Here is a 16,302-nt window from a genome sequence, read left to right as displayed (position 1 = left end):
GTGGGTGCCTATGCGGTCCCCGCGCTCTACGCGATCGTGGTCTGGTGGTTCTCCACCGGACTGATCCTGCTTCTCGACCTCAAACCCCGGCACACCCATGCCTGGAGCATGGCGGGAGCGACCCTGGTGCTGGCCGGCGCCGTCTGGGCCATCGCCCGAAGCGCCGGCGACACGAGCGAGGCGGGAGCCTATATCGCTTTCACCGGAGCGCTGCTGGTCTGGGGCTGGCAGGAGATGAGCTATTACATGGGCTTCGTGTCCGGCCCGCGTGCCGTCGGATGCGCACCGGGCACGCGAGGCCTCGCTCGATTTCGGGCGGCGGTGGCCACGAGCCTGTGGCACGAGGCGGCGATCGTCGCCGGGGGAGCGGCCATCCTCGCCCTCATCTGGGGCGAGCCAAACCGTTTCGCCCTGTGGACCTATCTCACCCTCTGGGGAATGAACCTCTCGGCCCGGCTCAACATGTTCCTGGGCGTGCGCAACCTCAATACCGAGTTTCTCCCCGAGCATCTCAGCTACCTCTCGTGCTTCCTCACCAGGAAGCCGATGAACATGCTGTTCCCGGTCTCGGTCGCCGTCGGGACGGCGCTGACGTTGGCGATCGGGCTGGCCGCCATCGACGAACAGGCACTGCCACACGATGTCGTGGGCCTGACCATTCTGACCACCATGCTGGCGCTCGCCACCCTGGAACACGGGTTCCTGATGCTGCCGCTGCCCTCCGCCGCCCTTTGGAGCTGGAGCCTGCCCTCGGGCAAGAGGCCGTCCCTGCGCGCCGAACCAGCGCCGGTGCATCCCCGCGACCGTGCCTGATCCCCTCGATCCGCCTTCCCTGATCCAAGCTGTGACCGCGCGCTTCCATATCGGACGGGTCGGCGGAAACACGCCGCGCCGATCTACTGGGTAATTTATTGTCGTCCAAAAGCGTCAAGTTTAGTTGACACACTCATGCACTCGGTGGTCAAAAAAGCTGCCGGGACAAGGCAAGGCGTCGCTCGTTCAGACAGGTCGCCGCTCGTTGGGGAAAGGGACGCCATGAACTACGAGACATTCTTCGGGAACGAGTTGGCCGGTCTCCACCGCGAGGGCCGCTACCGCGTCTTCACCGATCTCGAGCGCCAGAACGGCCGCTTCCCCCACGCAACTCATCACAGCCCCGGCGGCGAGCGCCCGGTGACGGTCTGGTGCTCCAACGACTATCTTGGGATGGGCCAGAACCCTGTCGTGCTCGACGCCATGCACGAGGCGCTCGACCGCTGCGGCGCCGGGGCCGGCGGTACCCGCAACATTTCCGGCACTAACCATTACCACGTGCTTCTGGAGCAGGAGCTCGCCGACCTCCACCGCAAGGAGGCGGCCCTGCTCTTCACCTCCGGCTACGTCTCGAACTGGGCGGCGCTGGGCACGCTGGCCGGCAAGCTGCCGGGCTGCGTCGTGCTGTCGGATGCCGAGAACCATGCCTCGATGATCGAAGGCATCAAGGCCTCCCGCGCCGAGCGGCACATCTTCCGCCACAACGACCCGGAGGACCTCGACCGCAAGCTGCGGATGATCGACCCGGCGCGGCCGAAGCTGGTGGCCTTCGAGTCGGTCTATTCCATGGACGGTGACATCGCGCCCATCGCCGAGATCTGCGACGTCGCCGAAGCCCACGGCGCGCTCACCTATCTGGACGAGGTCCACGCGGTCGGCCTCTACGGCCCGCGCGGCGGCGGCATCTCCGAGCGGGAGGGCCTCGCCCACCGCCTCGACGTCATCGAGGGGACGCTCGGCAAGGCCTTCGCGGTGCATGGCGGCTACATCACCGGCTCGGCCAAGCTCTGCGACTTCGTCCGCAGCTTCGCCTCGGGCTTCATCTTCACCACCTCGTTGCCCCCGGCGGTGGCCGCTGGCGCGGCGGCGAGCATCCGCCATCTCAAGGCCAGCGGCAGCGAGCGCGAGCGCCACCAGGAACGCGTCGCCAGGGTCCGGACCCGGCTCGACGCCGCCGGCATCCCCTACCTCCCCAACGACAGCCACATCGTGCCCGTGATGGTCGGCGACCCCGTCCTGTGCAAGGCGATCAGCGACACGCTGCTCGACGAGTTCGGCATCTACGTCCAGCCGATCAACTACCCCACAGTGCCGCGCGGGACGGAGCGCCTGCGCATCACCCCGTCGCCACTGCATTCGGACGCCGATATCGACCATCTGGTGGGAGCGCTGGCGGCGATCTGGACGCGGATGGGCGTGGAGCAGGCGGCGGCGGAGTGAAGGCAAGAACCCTCCCCCCCTCCGCGGGGGAGGGTGCCTGCGGAGCAGGCGGGAGAGGGGTCGACCTCTCCGGAACCGGCGCTCCCCTCTCCCGACCCGCTTCGCGGGCCACCCTCTCCCGCAGAGGGGAGAGGGAGAGGCGCACATCATGTCGAGACACCGGGAGACGGCCTATGGTCCTGAATGGAACGACCCGAACGGTGTCTCCTGGATCAGCCTCCCATCCTCGCTCTCGTCCCGAGGCGCCGGAGCGCAGAGCGGGCCTCGACGAGGCCCTCCGGAAGCCCCGAGGCGACCCGGAGCCCTCCTTCACGGCCCGGCCCGTCACCTTCCCGTTCTCCGCCATCGTCGGCCAGGACGAGATGCGGCGAGCCCTGATGATCGCGGCGGTGGACCCTTCCGTGGGCGGCGTCCTCGTCTTCGGCGATCGGGGCACCGGCAAGTCCACCGCGATCCGGGGCCTCGCCGCCCTGCTGCCGCCGATGAAGGCGGTGATCGGCTGTCCCTATTCCTGCGATCCCGCCAAACCCGCCGGCGAATGCCCGCATTGTTCCGGCCGCGCCGACGCGAGACGAAGCCACCTCGCGCCGGTGCCGGTGGTGGACCTGCCGCTGGGCGCCACCGAGGACCGGGTGGTGGGCGCGCTCGACTTGGAGAGAGCGCTCACCCGTGGCGAGAAGGCGTTCGAGCCGGGGCTGCTGGCCCGCGCCAATCGCGGCTTCCTCTACATCGACGAGGTCAACCTCCTCGACGATCACCTCGTCGATCTCCTCCTCGACGTGGCGGCCTCCGGGATCAACACCGTGGAGCGCGAGGGGTTGAGCGTCCGGCACCCGGCGAGGTTCGTTCTGGTGGGCAGCGGCAACCCGGAGGAGGGGGAGCTGCGGCCCCAGCTCCTCGACCGGTTCGGCCTCGCCGTGGAGGTGACGACGCCGACGGACCTGCCCACCCGCATCGACGTGGTGCGCCGGCGCGACGCCTATGAGCGCGACCCCGCGGGGTTCTGCGCCAGCTATGCCAAGGCCGACCGGGCGCTGCAGAAGCGCCTGACCGCCGCCAGGGCGCGCCTTCCCGGGCTCGACGTTCCCGACGCGACCCTGGAGGCCGCGGCCCGGCTCTGCCTCGCCCTGGGCACCGACGGCCTGCGCGGCGAGCTGACTTTGATGCGCACCGCTCGGGCGTTGGCCGCCTATGAGGGGGCCGAGACCGTGGGAATCGAGCATCTCCGGCAGGTCGCGCCGTCGGCCTTGCGCCACCGCCTGCGCCGCAACCCGCTCGACGAATCCGGCTCCACCGCCCGCGTCGCGAGGGCGGTGGAGGAGGTGCTGGGCTCGTGAGCGAGAGCCCGGCGATCTGGGCCGAGGCCCTGCGTGTCGCCCGGCTCGTGGCCGCCGACCCGCATGGCTGCGGCGGCGTAGTGGTGCGTGCCGGGGCCGGCCCGGTGCGCGACCGCTGGCTTGAGATCCTTCGCGAAAACCTCAACCCCGGCAAGCCGTTACGGAGGATGCCGGCGGGGATCGCCGAGGATCGGTTGATCGGCGGGCTCGACCTCGCGGCGACGCTTGTCGCAGGGCGGCCGGTGGCCCAGGCCGGGCTGCTGGCCGAGGCCGATGGGGGACTTCTCGTCGCCGCGATGGCCGAGCGGATGGGGCAGGGCACCGCCGCGCATCTCGCCGCCGCCCTCGATACCGGGCGTCTGAGGGTGGAGCGGGACGGGCTGGCGGAGACCCGGCCGGCGCGGTTCGGGCTCGTCCTCCTCGACGAGGGGATCGGCGAGGACGAGGCCGCCCCGGCCTCCCTGACCGATCGGCTGGCCTTCCATATCGACCTCACGACCGTGCCGCCGAGCGCCATGCGAGGGGTGCTTCGACCGCCATGCGACGGCCTTTCGCCGGAATCCGACCAGCCGCCGCATGGCGGTGCGCGGAGCGGCCACGATCCCGTCGCGGAGCTGAGCGAGGTCGCGGCCCGGCTCGGCATCGACTCCTTACGCGCGCCGCTCCTCGCCCTCCGGGTGGCCCGCCTCCTCGCCCGGCTCGACGGGCGCGCCGAGACCGCCGAGGCGGATGCGCGGGAGGCCGCGCGCCTCGTCCTCGGCCACCGCGCCACCCGCCTGCCGGAACACGAGTCGGCCCCCGGGGAGGAGCCGGAGGAGGGCGAGCCATCTCCCCCCGAACAGGCGCCCCCCGGCCCCGACCCGGAGGAGGGCACGGGGCAGGCGGGCGAGGACCGCATCGTCGAGGCCGCCCGCGCCGCGATTCCTGCCGGGCTGCTGGCGATGCTGATGCGGGACGGCCCGCGCCTGCGAATGCCGAAGGCCGGCAAGGCCGGGGCGAAGGCCGTCTCCGCCCGTTCCGGCCGCCCCATGGGCGCGCGGCCGGGCGATCCGCGAAGGGCCCGGCTCGATCTCATCGCGACCTTGCGCGCCGCTTCCCCCTGGCAGGGACTCCGCCGGCGAGCGGAGGGGGGCGGCACCTGTCTCATGATCCGCCTCGACGACATCCGAATCACCCGATTCCGGCAGCGGACCGAGACCACCACGATCTTCACCGTGGACGCCTCCGGCTCCTCCGCCCTGGAACGGCTGGCCGAGGCCAAGGGGGCCGTCGAGCTCCTCCTCGCCGAGGCCTATACGCGGCGGGACAAGGTCGCCCTGGTGGCGTTCCGGGGGGCCGGCGCGGAGCTGGTCCTCGCGCCGACGCGCTCCCTGGTGCGGGCGCGGCGCGGGCTCGCCGCCCTGCCCGGAGGCGGCGGGACGCCGCTCGCCGCCGGCATCGACGCCGCCGGAAAGGTGGCCCTCGGGGTCCGGCGCGGCGGCGGGACGCCGGTGGTGGTGATGCTCACCGATGGACGGGCCAACGTCGCCCGGTCGGGGATCGCCGGGCGGGAGCGCGCGGGCGAGGATTCGCTCAAGGCCGCCCGCCTTTTCCGCGAGGCGGATGTCCGCGCCATCCTGATCGACACGGCCCAAAGGCCGCAGGATTCGGCGCGCCGCCTCGCCGCCGCCATGGGGGCGCGCTATCTGCCCCTGCCCCATGCCGATGCGGGGGCGATGAGCGCCGCGATCCGGTCGGCGAGGGAATAAAGGGTTCCAGCATGCGCGCGCCCGCCGAACGACCCCGCTGGGAGAGCGAGGGCGCCGACTGGCCGCACCGGGAGGCGAGCCGCTTCGTCACGGCCTCCGGCCTCTCGTGGCACATCCAGGAGATGGGGGAGGACGGGGCCCCGACCGTGCTGCTGCTCCACGGCACGGGGGCCGCCACCCATTCCTGGCGTGGGCTGATGCCGCTCCTGGCGACGCGGTTCCGAATCATTGCCCCGGACCTGCCGGGCCACGGCTTCACCGACCCGCTCCCCGCCGCGCGGCTTTCCCTGCCGGGGATGGCGAGCGCACTGGGCGACCTCCTCGACAGCCTCGACCTCCGCCCGAGCCTCGTCGTCGGCCATTCGGCGGGGGCGGCGCTCCTGGTCCGGCTCTGCCTCGACGGGCGGATCGCGCCCGATCTCCTGGTGGCGCTCAACGGCGCGCTCACGCCGTTTCCCGGCCTCGCCTCGGTGCTGTTCCCCAGCATGGCGCGGCTGCTCTTCCTCAACCCGGTCACCCCCAAACTCTTCGCCTGGACCGCCGACCGCCCGGCGGTGGAGCGCCTGATTCGCGGCACCGGCTCGCGCCTCGACGCAAAGGGGCTCGATCTTTACCGACGCCTGTTCCGCACACCCGGCCACGTGGCCGGGGCGCTCGGCATGATGGCGAACTGGGACCTCGCCACCCTCGACCGCGCGATCCCCCGCCTCGCCACCCCGACGCTCCTCGTGGTCGGCAGCGAGGACAAGGCCATCTCCCCCGACACCGCCTTCGCCCTGAAGAAGCGCCTGCCCCACGCCCGCGTAGAGTTGATGCGCGGCCTCGGCCACCTCGCGCATGAGGAAGCACCGGAGAAGGTGGCGGAGGTGATTTTTGGGGCGATGGATTTGGCGGTGGGGGAGGGGGTTGGAACTAGCGTATTGCCGTGAGGACGGGTTGGTGAACGCTCACTCAAGGAACTTCTTAACCAACACTCTTACGCACCTTTTGCTTCAGCCTACTTTTGAGGCCGAATAAGGCACGTGTTTTGAAGCCGCGCCTAGCCCAAAGCCACTGGCCTACTCAGCGCACCAGAAACTTCAAGGTGTTACCACTCTGAGTAGGATGTCTGCCATAAGGAGTCTGAGCAAGAACCGCCGAACGCTTCGCGGGAGATTTGAGTGTTTATTAAAAAGGTATTTATTGAGAACTATCGATGCCTGCGGCATTGCACTACGGTTTTGAACGACCAACTTAATATCGTTGTTGGAAATAATGAATGTGGAAAATCAACTCTTCTAGAGGCCATACATCTAGCGCTGAGCGGTTATATTAATGGAAGACCTATTCAAACAGAAATACACCCGCATCTGTTCAATCTCACAGCTGTTGGCGAATTCATCATGAAGTTGAAGGGCGGAAAACCGGCCCCGCCGCCACACGCTCTGATCGAGCTTTATCTCGCCGAACATCCCGATCTTGTCCACCTCAAAGGCACCAACAATTCAGCAAAAGAAAACTGTCCTGGAATCAAGATGCTTATCGAGTTCGACGAAAACTATGCTGAGGAATACGGAGCCTACGTAGCCGACCCTGAGTCAATCCGAACCTTACCAATCGAATACTATGCCGTTCGGTGGCGTGGGTTTTCCGATAAGGATATCACCGCACGATCAATCCCTATCAAACCAAGCTTCATTGATGCAAGCACCATCCGCAATAACTCAGCTGCTAGCCGCTATGTCATTGATATTATGAAAGACAGTCTGAGCCGCAAACAACAGGTTGACTTGGCCTTGGCCTATCGAATGATGAAAGACCAGTTCCTCCAAGAGGTACGGGTTGAGGCGATAAACAAGGTGCTAGCGACTAAGAAGGGCACGATCTCAGACAAGCTCCTGACAGTGTCCCTCGATACATCATCTCGGACGAGTTGGGAAGCCGGAGTGATGCCTCAATTGAACGAAGTCCCAATGACTCTCGTAGGCAAGGGAGAGCAAAACAGTGTAAAGATTAAACTAGCCCTTGAAACTTCTTCAGATTCTCACTTAGTTCTGGTCGAAGAGCCAGAAAATCACCTTTCCCATTCCAACCTTAATGCCTTAACTGAGCACATATCCACAAAACGGGGCAGCCGACAGCTGATCATTACAACTCATAGTAGCTTCGTTTTGAACAAGCTAGGCGTGGAAGGCGTCCTGCTCTTCGGTCGCACCAAAAGCATTACCTTAAAGGATCTAACTCCCGACACCCGCGATTATTTCTTGAAACTGCCAGGGCACGACACCCTGCGGCTAATTCTTACGGAAAGGGCGATCCTGGTTGAGGGGCCCTCTGATGAGCTTATTGTGCAGCGTGCATTTGTTGAACGGCACGGTGTTATGCCACTCGCCAAAGGCGTCGATGTGATCACCGTTAGCTCTTTGGCTTTCAAACGCTTCCTTGAAATTTCGCAACTGCTTGGGCGTAAGGTTGATGTCGTCACCGATAACGACGGGAACGTTGATGCAATAAGACACAAGTATAAAGACTACATCGGAAAGCCAGGCATTTCTATAAATTATGACACTGATATATTTGCCAAGACGCTGGAACCTCAACTATTGAAGTTCAACGATCGACCTAAGATCAACGCTATACTGGGAAAGGATTATGAAAGTGACGACGAGCTTCTAAATTATATGTTGGCAAACAAAACCGAGGTGGCGCTGGCATTCTTCAATACTAAGGAAGCCTGGACCGCCCCCGATTATATCGAGGCGGCCATTGCCTAACGAAGTCATCGTCGCGGCTGCCGGAGGGGGTAAGACCACCCGGATCGTCAAACGCGCTGCGGCCGATCCACGGCGAGCAGCGCTAGTCACTTATACCATCAACAACTTAGAGCAGCTGCGCAGCCGCTTCTACGAAATTGGGACAGCTTTACCCGCCCATGTTGAGATTTGGTCGTGGTATCGATTTTTGCTTCACGAGCTAGTCCGGCCTTATCAACTCAGTTTGGTGAAGCGGCGGATTACCGGCCTTCACTATGTCGAGGGCAAGTCGGCGCCTTATGCAAAAAAATCTGATACATACCGCTACTTCTTTTCAGATGGCGGCAGACTGATATACTCCGACAAAATCTCCGAGTTTGTGCTGCTGCTAAACGATGTTTCTGTCGGAGCCGTAATTGCGCGGCTGGCACAGCGATTTTCTGTGATCTACATTGACGAAATTCAAGATATGGCTGGGTGGGATTTAGATCTTCTCGAACTGCTGCTGCGATCAGGGATCGATATCGTTTTAGTCGGCGAACATCGGCAGGCGACATTCAGCACCAACCACTCATTAAAGAACAAGAACTTTCGAGGCATCAAAATAGTCGATAAGTTTAAAGCTTGGGAGAAGGCGAAACTGTGCAAGCTATGCTTTGAGCGAGAGACCCATCGTTGCCATCAATTGATTGCAAACTTAGCTGACACCTTCTTTCCTGACGAGCCGACGACGATCTCAATGAACGATAAGGACACTGGACATGATGGAGTCTTCATCATCGGTAAGGGGCTTGTGGAGCCTTACATGGATCGTTTCGGCCCCAGGTCTTACGGCTAGACCGAAGGACAGATTGCAATAATTATTCTGCTTTTAACTTTGGCGACTCTAAAGGAATGACTTTTGATCGAGTTCTTATATTTTTGCATAAACTAGGGCAGAAGTGGCTAAGATCAGGCGACTACAAGCACATTGAAGGCTCTGTATCTAAACTTTATGTCGGTGTCACACGCGCCCGCCACTCGGTAACGTTTGTCCACGAGGGAGATTACGCCCTGAAAGAAATAATACGCCTCAATAAGATCTAGCGCTGTCGTAGTCATTAGAAACCGGCGGGCGGACGGGCGCGGGTGCATCGCCAGGACGGCTTTACCTTAATGACCGCGCCCTTCCTCTTCGAAGCCCTCAAAAACCTCAAACAGCCCGCACCCCACGCAAAACGCATCCGCTCCGGGGGCGGGCGGGGATGTAGGCGAGGTCGAGGGTGAGGTCCTGAGGGGGGAGTTCGTAGCGCATCGACGTTGCCAGGAGATGGGCGGCGGTGACGAGCAGGGTCTGCGTGAGGCCCTCGCCGGGGCAGCGGTGCCCGTCCGTGGCCGAGCCGCCGCCATGGGAGATCAGGTCGAACGGATCGATGGTCTCGGTGCGGAACCGGTCCGGGTCGAAGCGCTCCGGCGCGTGCCAGCGGCCCGGATCGTGATTGGTGCCATAGAGGTCCATGAGCGCCCAATCGCCGGTCTCGAACGCATGGCCGCGCCACTCGAACGGCTCGCGGACCCGCCCGCCGATGAAGGGAATGAAAGGATAGGCGCGGCGCACCTCCCAGGCGAAACGCTGGCGCGTGTCCGCGTCCGCCGCGCGGAGGGCCTTGGCCCAATGCGGGTTCTCGTGGAGCGCCATGGCGGCGAACACGACGTAGCGCGCATTCGCCACCGTGGGGCGCAGCAGGTTGATGAGCTCCACGCCGGCCGTCTTTCCATCGAGGAGGCGGCCCTCGGCGTCGCGATGGGTGGCGACGGTCCGGGCGGGTCCGGGCGGTACCTCGCTGCGGCCGCTGCGGATCTCCTCGATCCGTGCCCGCGCCCAGCGTTCGGTGCGGGCGCGGAGGAGATGCCCCCGCCAATTGCGCGGGCCGATGGCGCCCGTGCCGTCGACCATGGCGGCGAACTCGGCCGTCCGCGCATCGACCTCGTCCGAGGCCAGCGGAAAACCGACCCAGTCGCACACCGCCAGCGTGATGACGCGGTGCGCCTCGTCGAGGAGCACCACGCTGTCCTTCGCCGCCCAGCGCGGCACGGCTTGGCGCCAGTGTTCGGTGAACAGATCGGCGAAGCGCCGGAGGACGTCCTCCCCCAACAGCGACAGGAACATCGCCTTGCGGTGGCGATGGGCCTCGCCGTCCATCACCATCACGCTGCCATGGTCCTGGATCAGCGCGAAGGTGGTGGGCGGAAGCGCGTGGCGGCGGGTGAAGCGATAATGGTCGTAGAAGCGTGACGCCGCCTCCCGGCCGGACAGGCAGACCACCGGACTGAGCATCAGCCGCGCCGCGAACAGCTCCGATCCGTGGCGTCGGCAGCGGTTCGGGATGAAGGCATAGCCTTCCGAGAGCAGCGACAGGGTGCTGTCCGGCGCACGCTCCCGGGGAATCGCCGAGCGGTTTCGCCTGTGTCCGTTCATGGCCGACCTTTCTCGAAAACCTCGCGGAATGCCTCGTCCGAGCCGGGTCAACCTCCGCGAGGCCGCGCGGTTCACCCTCCGCCTTCAACCAAACGTAGAGCCCCGCCAGGCTATAGCGACCCTTTCTCGAAACAAACATAGGCATAAGCCAGGTTAAAAACCTTGGTTAAACCGGATGCTATCCTTGTATAATGGCTTTTTAATCCCGCCTTTCTCGGAACCATGCTTTCGGCTGCTGGTTGATCGGGTCCACTCCCCAACGTAACGGAGGACAGCATGTCTCAATCCAACGACACGCAGGGCAAGTCGGAGCATCGCGGCGGTTCGGGCAACTTCGCCGAGGATCGTGAGCGCGCCTCGGAGGCCGGCTCGAAGGGCGGTCAGGCCAGCGGCGGCAACTTCGCCAACGACCCCCAGCGCGCCTCGGAAGCCGGCTCGAAGGGCGGCCAGCAGAGCGGCGGCAACTTCGCCAACGACCCTCAGCGCGCTTCGGAAGCGGGCAAGAAGGGCGGCGAAGCGAGCCACGGCGGCCGCGGCTAGGACGCACGCGACGCGTCGCGGGACCGGGGGGCGATGCCCCTCGGTCCCCGCGCGCATGTCTTCTGACTGCCGCCGGCACCTTTCCGTCGCGGGCGATCACGCTGCGTCGGTGAATCAGCGCTTGCGTCGGTGATTTTTCGGCTGATAGTGTCATCTTATGTTGACACTCAGCGATGTGCCGATGTCCTCGACCCGGCCGGCCAAACGCCCCCATGCGGTGGTGATCGGCAGCGGCTTCGGAGGGCTCGCCGCTGCCATCCGCCTCGGGGCGCGGGGCTACCGCGTCACGGTGCTGGAGCGGCTGGACCAGCCCGGCGGGCGGGCGCGGGTGCATCGCCAGGACGGCTTCACCTTCGATGCCGGGCCGACCATCGTCACTGCGCCCTTCCTGTTCGAGGAACTCTGGACCCTGTGCGGGCGGCGCATGGAGGACGATGTCGTCCTGGCGCCGATGCTGCCGTTCTACCGCATCCGCTTCGAGGACGGCGCGACCTTCGATTACAGCGGCGATCTTTCCGCCATGCGCGAAGAGGTGGCGCGGTTCTCGCCCGGGGACGTGGCCGGCTACGAACGCTTCATGGAGCGCTCGCGGGCGATCTGCGAGGTCGGGTTCGAGCGGCTCGGCCACGTGCCCTTCAGGTCGGTCTCGGACATGCTGCGGATCATGCCCGATCTCGTGCGTCTCGGCGGGCACCGCAGCGTCTACGACGTGGTGGCGAGCCACATCCGTGACGAGCGCCTGCGGACGATCTTCAGCTTCCACCCGCTCCTCATCGGCGGCAGCCCGTTCCGGGCGAGCGCGATCTACTGCCTCATCGCCCATCTCGAACGGCGCTGGGGCGTGCATTTCGCGCTGGGCGGCACCGGCCGTCTGGTGGACGGGCTCGCCGGGCTGATCCGGGGGCAGGGCGGGTCGCTCCGCTGCGGCGCGGAGGTCTCGCGCATCCTGGTGGAAGACGGGGCCGCCACCGGCGTCGCCCTCACCTCGGGCGAGCGCATCGCCGCCGACATCGTCGTCTCCAACGCCGATTCCGCCTTCACCCACCGCCAGCTGCTGCCCGAGGGGGTGCGGCGGCGCTGGACCGACCGGCGGCTCGACCGGTCGCATTCCTCCATGGGCCTGTTCGTCTGGTATTTCGGCACGAACCGGACCTTCCCGGACATCGCCCACCACACCATCCTGATGGGGCCGCGTTATCGCGGGCTCATCGACGACATCTTCCGGCGTAAGGTCCTGTCGAAGGATTTCAGCCTCTACCTGCACCGCCCCACCGCCACCGATCCGCTCCTGGCGCCGCCGGGCTGCGATGCGTTCTACGTGCTCTCCCCGGTGCCCAACCTCGCCGGCGGCCAGGATTGGATGGCAGAGGCGGAGCCCTATCGCCGCGCCATCGCGCAGCATCTCGAGGCCACCGTGATGCCGGGCCTGTCGGAGAGCATCGTCACCTCCAAGGTGACGCATCCGGGGGATTTCGCGGCCGATTTCCTGAGCTTTCGCGGCTCGGGCTTCGGCCTCGAACCGGTGCTGACCCAGTCTGCCTGGTTCCGGCCGCACAACGCCTCCGAGGACGTGGCGCGGCTCTACCTCGTGGGAGCCGGCACCCATCCCGGCGCCGGCCTGCCCGGCGTCCTCTCCTCCGCCCGAATTCTCGATACCGTGGTGCCGGATGCGCGCGTCTTCGCCTGACTTGTCTCGGCTTGACTATTCCCGGCCGCCCCTCTGGGCGATCCCCCATGCGGATGCGGCCGACCATGCCGCCTGCCGGGCGGCGATCCGCACCGGGTCGCGCAGCTTCTTTGCCGCCTCCGCCCTGCTGCCGCCCTCCATCCGCCGGCCAGCCTACGGGCTCTACGCCTTCTGCCGCCTCTCCGACGACGCAGTGGATGACGTGGCCGAGAGCGGGCGCCGCCCTGCCGTGGCGCGGCTGCGGATGCGCCTCGACCGCGCCTATGACGGACGCCCCTGCGACGCCCCGGCGGACCGGGCGCTGGCCGACATCGTCTCCGTCCACGCCATCCCCCAGGCTCTGCCCGCCGCTTTGATCGAGGGCCTCGCCTGGGACGCCGGCGGCCGCCGCTACGAGACGCTTGCCGACCTCACCGCCTATGCGGCGCGGGTGGCCGCGTCGGTCGGCGCGATGATGACCCTGGTCATGGGCGTGCGCGACCCCGACGTGCTGGCCCGCGCCTGCGACCTCGGCATCGCCATGCAATTCACCAACATCGCCCGCGATGTTGGCGAGGATGCGCGGGCCGGCCGGCTCTACCTGCCGCAATCCTGGCTGAGGGAGGAGGGGATCGACCCGGACGCGTTCCTCTGCGCACCCGCCTTCACGCCCGCCCTCGGCGGGATCATAGCGCGCCTCCTCGCAGCCGCCGAGCTTCTCTATGCGCGCTCGGAATCCGGCATCGCGGGCCTGCCCCCCGCCTGCCGCCCGGCGATCCGCGCGGCGCGGCTGATCTATGCCGAGATCGGCCGCGAGGTGGAGCGGGCCGGCTACGATTCGGTCTCCCGCCGCGCCCGCGTGGACGGACGGCGGAAACTCACGCTCCTCGCCCGCGCCCTGGTCTCGACGGACGACCGAGCGGCCTTGCGCGAAAAACCCCTGCCGGAAATCCTGTTCCTGATCGAGGCGGTGGCGGCGCTTCCGTCGATGGCGCCCCGGATCCCACCCTGGTGGAACGTACCGGCGCAGGTGGCGCAGGTGCTCGACCTGGTGGAGACCCTGCGCGAGCGTGAGGCGCTCGGCCGCGCGCCCGCCCCCTCGTGAGCGACCGGCTCTTCGCCGCCTTCGACATCGGCCTCGTCTTCGCCCTCGCGCTGGGGCTGGCCCTGTGGCAGCTCATCGTCGTCCGGCGCAGCATCGCCAAGGACCGGGACGACGCCGCCCGCCGCCCGCCGGACGATCCCGCCGGCTGACCGCGTTCCTCTCCCCTTTGGGGCTACCGGATTCACACATCCGCTCGACGGCCGTTCGCTCTTTCCAAGAGGTTTCGACTCGAGGCGCGACGGGCTCCCTCTCTTGGAAGGAGAGGGCTATCGCATATGCCAATTTGCTTGTCGGAAACCCGCTGGCACCACCCCGTCATCCCGGGTCCGCGCAGCGGAGCCCGGGATCCAGAAACACAAGTGGTGCAGGACTTTACACTGTCAGCGGCTCTGGATTGCACGCCTCTGGCGCGGCCCTCCGGGTCCGGGCTCGCCTGTGGCGACCCGGAATGACGGCGTGGTGTCATATGCGATCGCCTTGCCTTCCAGGAGAGGGCACCCGCGCTTGCGAGAGACCAAATCAATCGACCGCATGGATCGTCCGGAGATGGCATGATCCGAGGCTTGAGCCTCACCCGAGCGCGGCGGCGATGCTGCTGGACAACGGCGTCGTCGGGCGGCCGATGAGCGTCGAGATCAGGCGCGACGGGCTCCCTCTCCTGGAAGGAGAGGGCTGGGGTGAGGTGTGGTCCCCCTCCGGAAAGCTCACACACCTCACCCTGTCCCTCTCCTTCCAGGAGAGGGGACCCGCGCCCGCCCGAGACCGCGTGGATCGTCCGGAGACGGCATGATCCGATGCGCCAGCCTCACCCGAGCGCGGCGGAGATGCTGGCGGACAATGGCGTCGTCGGGCGGCCGATGAGCGTCGAGAGTTGGCGGCCCTCGTCGAACAGGGCGCCGTGAGCGGCATCCACATCCCACGCGGCGAGGGAATCGGCCAGGACGTCCGGCAGGCCGAAGCCCTTGAGCAGCGACGCATAGTCCGACTGCGGCAGGTCCCGGTAGGGGATGTCGCGGCCCGTCTGGCGCGAGAGTTCGGCGGCGAGATCGGCCAAGGTGTAGGCCTCGTCCCCCGCCAGTTCGTAGGTCCGACCGTCATGACCGTCGCCGGCCAGCACGAGGGCGGCGGCCTCGGCGAAGTCGGCCCGCGCGGCCGAGGCGATCCGGCCATCACCGGCGCTGCCGAGGAACGCGCCGCCGGCGAGCGCGCCGGGGATCGAGGCGGTGTAGTTCTCGGTGTACCAGCCGTTCCGCAGGATCGTCGCCGGCAGGTTTGAGCCCGCGATGGCGGCCTCCGTGGCGCGGTGCTCCCCGGCGAGGCTGAGCGGCGAGGTGTCGGCATGCAGGAGGCTGGTATAGACGAGTCGGCCGATCCCGGCCGCCGTCGCCGCCGCGATGACGGTCTCGTGCTGAGCGACGCGCTGGCCGATTTCGCTCGATGAGATCAGCAGCAGGCGCTCGATGCCCCGGAAGGCCTCGGCCAGGGTCTCGGGTCGCGCATAATCGGCCACCCGCACTGCGACGCCCCGGTCTCGCAGGGCCTGGGCGGCCTCGCTCTCCAGGGATCGCACACCCGCCACGACGGCGCCGGTCGGCACCCGCTCCAGCAAAGCCGCGATGACGAGGCGCCCCAAGTGACCGGAGGCGCCGGTGACGAAAATCGTCGGATGAGGGGTGTCGGACATGGCGGGCTTACCCAGGGTTCACTTTCGGTACAAGGGAACTAAGTGAGACCGCATCGGCTGTGAAGGAGGCAGGATTTTGGGACAAGGTGACGCCGAGGGAACCGCCCCCGCACCGGCTCAGGCCGAATTGGCGCGGACCTTCGCGGGCTGGCGGACGAGGGCATTCGAGGCCTCCCGCTGTCCCGTCCGCAACGTGCTGGACCGGACCGGCGACAAATGGTCGATCCTGATCCTCACCGCGCTGGCCGGCGGCCCGCACCGGTTCAGCGCGATCCTCCGGCTGATCCCCGACCTCTCGAAACGGATGCTGACCCAGACCCTGCGCGACCTCGAACGCGACGGCTACATCGCCCGCACGGTCTACCCGACCAAGCCGCCCAGCGTGGAGTATCGCCTGACCGCTCTCGGCGGCACGCTCATGGAGCCCCTGGCGGCCCTCGTCCGCTGGGCGGAGCGGAGCCATGCGGAGATCGAGGCGGCACGGGTGCGGTTCGATGGGGGTTAGGTTGGGGGAGGGGTGGAGGGGTTGGCCACCTATACCGAACCCGATAGCCTTTAGAGAATTTCGGCACGCTTTACATAGGGGAACGGTCGGCGACCTAGCCCCAGCGCCATGAGACATCCATGGGCTGCCATCTCCACCCGCTTTCAAAGGACCGCCGTCAGCTGCCCTGGCGCGCTCTATCTCGCAAACGCTCATATTGGTTCAGGTCATAATACGCCCAAATAGGGTGGCGCTTATGCACCTAGCTTAACCGCTCTCTCCGCTTGGTTCCATC

At 66.4% G+C, this 16,302-nt stretch carries 15 protein-coding genes; 13 read left to right on the top strand and 2 right to left on the bottom strand.

Going from position 1 to position 16,302, the window contains the following annotated elements; genetic code table 11:
- The 7 genes from puhE (at position 1) to ACYQML_RS20055 (ending at position 8,908) form a co-directional block, all read left to right on the top strand.
- Positions 1 to 813, top strand: coding sequence for a putative photosynthetic complex assembly protein PuhE (gene puhE, locus ACYQML_RS20085; RefSeq protein WP_056425292.1), 813 nt, complete (start codon positions 1 to 3; stop codon positions 811 to 813).
- Positions 814 to 1,035: 222 nt separating this feature from the next.
- A complete protein-coding gene (gene hemA / locus ACYQML_RS20080; RefSeq protein ID WP_056425295.1) occupies positions 1,036 to 2,253 on the top strand; it encodes a 5-aminolevulinate synthase in 1,218 nt (405 codons plus the stop codon).
- 200 nt (positions 2,254 to 2,453) lie between these two features.
- Positions 2,454 to 3,590 carry a magnesium chelatase ATPase subunit I gene (gene bchI / locus ACYQML_RS20075; protein WP_461233817.1) on the top strand — a complete coding sequence of 379 codons (1,137 nt, stop codon included), beginning with the start codon at positions 2,454 to 2,456 and terminating at the stop codon, positions 3,588 to 3,590.
- Positions 3,587 to 5,338 (top strand): magnesium chelatase subunit D, encoded by a 1,752-nt coding sequence (locus ACYQML_RS20070; RefSeq protein ID WP_461233816.1) that lies wholly within the window; start codon positions 3,587 to 3,589, stop codon positions 5,336 to 5,338. Before bchI ends, ACYQML_RS20070 begins: the two co-directional genes overlap by 4 nt.
- A gap of 11 nt (positions 5,339 to 5,349) precedes the next feature.
- Positions 5,350 to 6,267, top strand: a complete 918-nt coding sequence (gene bchO, locus ACYQML_RS20065; RefSeq protein ID WP_461233815.1) for an alpha/beta fold hydrolase BchO — start codon at positions 5,350 to 5,352, stop codon at positions 6,265 to 6,267.
- Positions 6,268 to 6,498: 231 nt separating this feature from the next.
- Positions 6,499 to 8,091, top strand: coding sequence for an ATP-dependent nuclease (locus tag ACYQML_RS20060; protein ID WP_461233814.1), 1,593 nt, complete (start codon positions 6,499 to 6,501; stop codon positions 8,089 to 8,091).
- Positions 8,084 to 8,908: a UvrD-helicase domain-containing protein gene (locus tag ACYQML_RS20055; protein WP_461233813.1), complete on the top strand. Its 825-nt coding sequence runs from the start codon at positions 8,084 to 8,086 to the stop codon at positions 8,906 to 8,908. The genes ACYQML_RS20060 and ACYQML_RS20055 overlap by 8 nt, the downstream gene beginning before the upstream one ends.
- A gap of 354 nt (positions 8,909 to 9,262) precedes the next feature.
- On the opposite strand, the gene ACYQML_RS20050 is transcribed toward ACYQML_RS20055, so the two are convergent.
- Positions 9,263 to 10,528: a cytochrome P450 gene (locus ACYQML_RS20050; RefSeq protein ID WP_461233812.1), complete on the bottom strand. Its 1,266-nt coding sequence runs from the start codon at positions 10,526 to 10,528 to the stop codon at positions 9,263 to 9,265.
- A gap of 276 nt (positions 10,529 to 10,804) precedes the next feature.
- On the opposite strand from ACYQML_RS20050, the gene ACYQML_RS20045 reads away from it, so the two are divergent.
- The 5 genes from ACYQML_RS20045 to ACYQML_RS20025 all read left to right on the top strand — a co-directional run bounded on the left by ACYQML_RS20045 (position 10,805) and on the right by ACYQML_RS20025 (position 14,629).
- Positions 10,805 to 11,068 carry a con-10 family general stress protein gene (locus tag ACYQML_RS20045; protein ID WP_311273842.1) on the top strand — a complete coding sequence of 88 codons (264 nt, stop codon included), beginning with the start codon at positions 10,805 to 10,807 and terminating at the stop codon, positions 11,066 to 11,068.
- A 157-nt stretch (positions 11,069 to 11,225) separates the two neighbouring features.
- On the top strand, positions 11,226 to 12,755 hold the full coding sequence (locus tag ACYQML_RS20040) for a phytoene desaturase (RefSeq protein WP_461233811.1): 1,530 nt from the start codon (positions 11,226 to 11,228) through the stop codon (positions 12,753 to 12,755).
- Positions 12,736 to 13,839 carry a phytoene/squalene synthase family protein gene (locus tag ACYQML_RS20035; protein WP_461233810.1) on the top strand — a complete coding sequence of 368 codons (1,104 nt, stop codon included), beginning with the start codon at positions 12,736 to 12,738 and terminating at the stop codon, positions 13,837 to 13,839. The genes ACYQML_RS20040 and ACYQML_RS20035 overlap by 20 nt, the downstream gene beginning before the upstream one ends.
- Complete coding sequence (locus ACYQML_RS20030) at positions 13,836 to 13,988, top strand: hypothetical protein (RefSeq protein WP_461223138.1); 153 nt, start codon at positions 13,836 to 13,838, stop codon at positions 13,986 to 13,988. The genes ACYQML_RS20035 and ACYQML_RS20030 overlap by 4 nt, the downstream gene beginning before the upstream one ends.
- Before the next feature lie 440 nt (positions 13,989 to 14,428).
- Positions 14,429 to 14,629: a hypothetical protein gene (locus ACYQML_RS20025; RefSeq protein WP_461233809.1), complete on the top strand. Its 201-nt coding sequence runs from the start codon at positions 14,429 to 14,431 to the stop codon at positions 14,627 to 14,629.
- Positions 14,630 to 14,644: 15 nt separating this feature from the next.
- Here the strand turns inward: ACYQML_RS20025 and ACYQML_RS20020 are convergent, their stop codons facing one another.
- Positions 14,645 to 15,523 carry an SDR family oxidoreductase gene (locus ACYQML_RS20020; RefSeq protein WP_461233808.1) on the bottom strand — a complete coding sequence of 293 codons (879 nt, stop codon included), beginning with the start codon at positions 15,521 to 15,523 and terminating at the stop codon, positions 14,645 to 14,647.
- Positions 15,524 to 15,599: 76 nt separating this feature from the next.
- On the opposite strand from ACYQML_RS20020, the gene ACYQML_RS20015 reads away from it, so the two are divergent.
- On the top strand, positions 15,600 to 16,028 hold the full coding sequence (locus tag ACYQML_RS20015) for a winged helix-turn-helix transcriptional regulator (RefSeq protein WP_026175842.1): 429 nt from the start codon (positions 15,600 to 15,602) through the stop codon (positions 16,026 to 16,028).
- Positions 16,029 to 16,302 lie beyond the last annotated feature (274 nt).

The organism is Methylobacterium sp. CM6244, assembly GCF_054817885.1.
This window is presented reverse-complemented; position numbering and strand designations above follow the sequence as displayed.

Coding starts and splice junctions, on each gene's coding strand:
- ACYQML_RS20050 (WP_461233812.1), bottom strand. CDS start 10,528: ATGAACGGACACAGGCGAAACCGCTCGGCGATTCCCCGGGAGCGTGCG.
- ACYQML_RS20020 (WP_461233808.1), bottom strand. CDS start 15,523: ATGTCCGACACCCCTCATCCGACGATTTTCGTCACCGGCGCCTCCGGT.
- ACYQML_RS20035 (WP_461233810.1), top strand. CDS start 12,736: ATGCGCGCGTCTTCGCCTGACTTGTCTCGGCTTGACTATTCCCGGCCG.
- ACYQML_RS20040 (WP_461233811.1), top strand. CDS start 11,226: ATGTTGACACTCAGCGATGTGCCGATGTCCTCGACCCGGCCGGCCAAA.
- hemA (WP_056425295.1), top strand. CDS start 1,036: ATGAACTACGAGACATTCTTCGGGAACGAGTTGGCCGGTCTCCACCGC.
- ACYQML_RS20025 (WP_461233809.1), top strand. CDS start 14,429: ATGCTGCTGGACAACGGCGTCGTCGGGCGGCCGATGAGCGTCGAGATC.
- bchO (WP_461233815.1), top strand. CDS start 5,350: ATGCGCGCGCCCGCCGAACGACCCCGCTGGGAGAGCGAGGGCGCCGAC.
- ACYQML_RS20045 (WP_311273842.1), top strand. CDS start 10,805: ATGTCTCAATCCAACGACACGCAGGGCAAGTCGGAGCATCGCGGCGGT.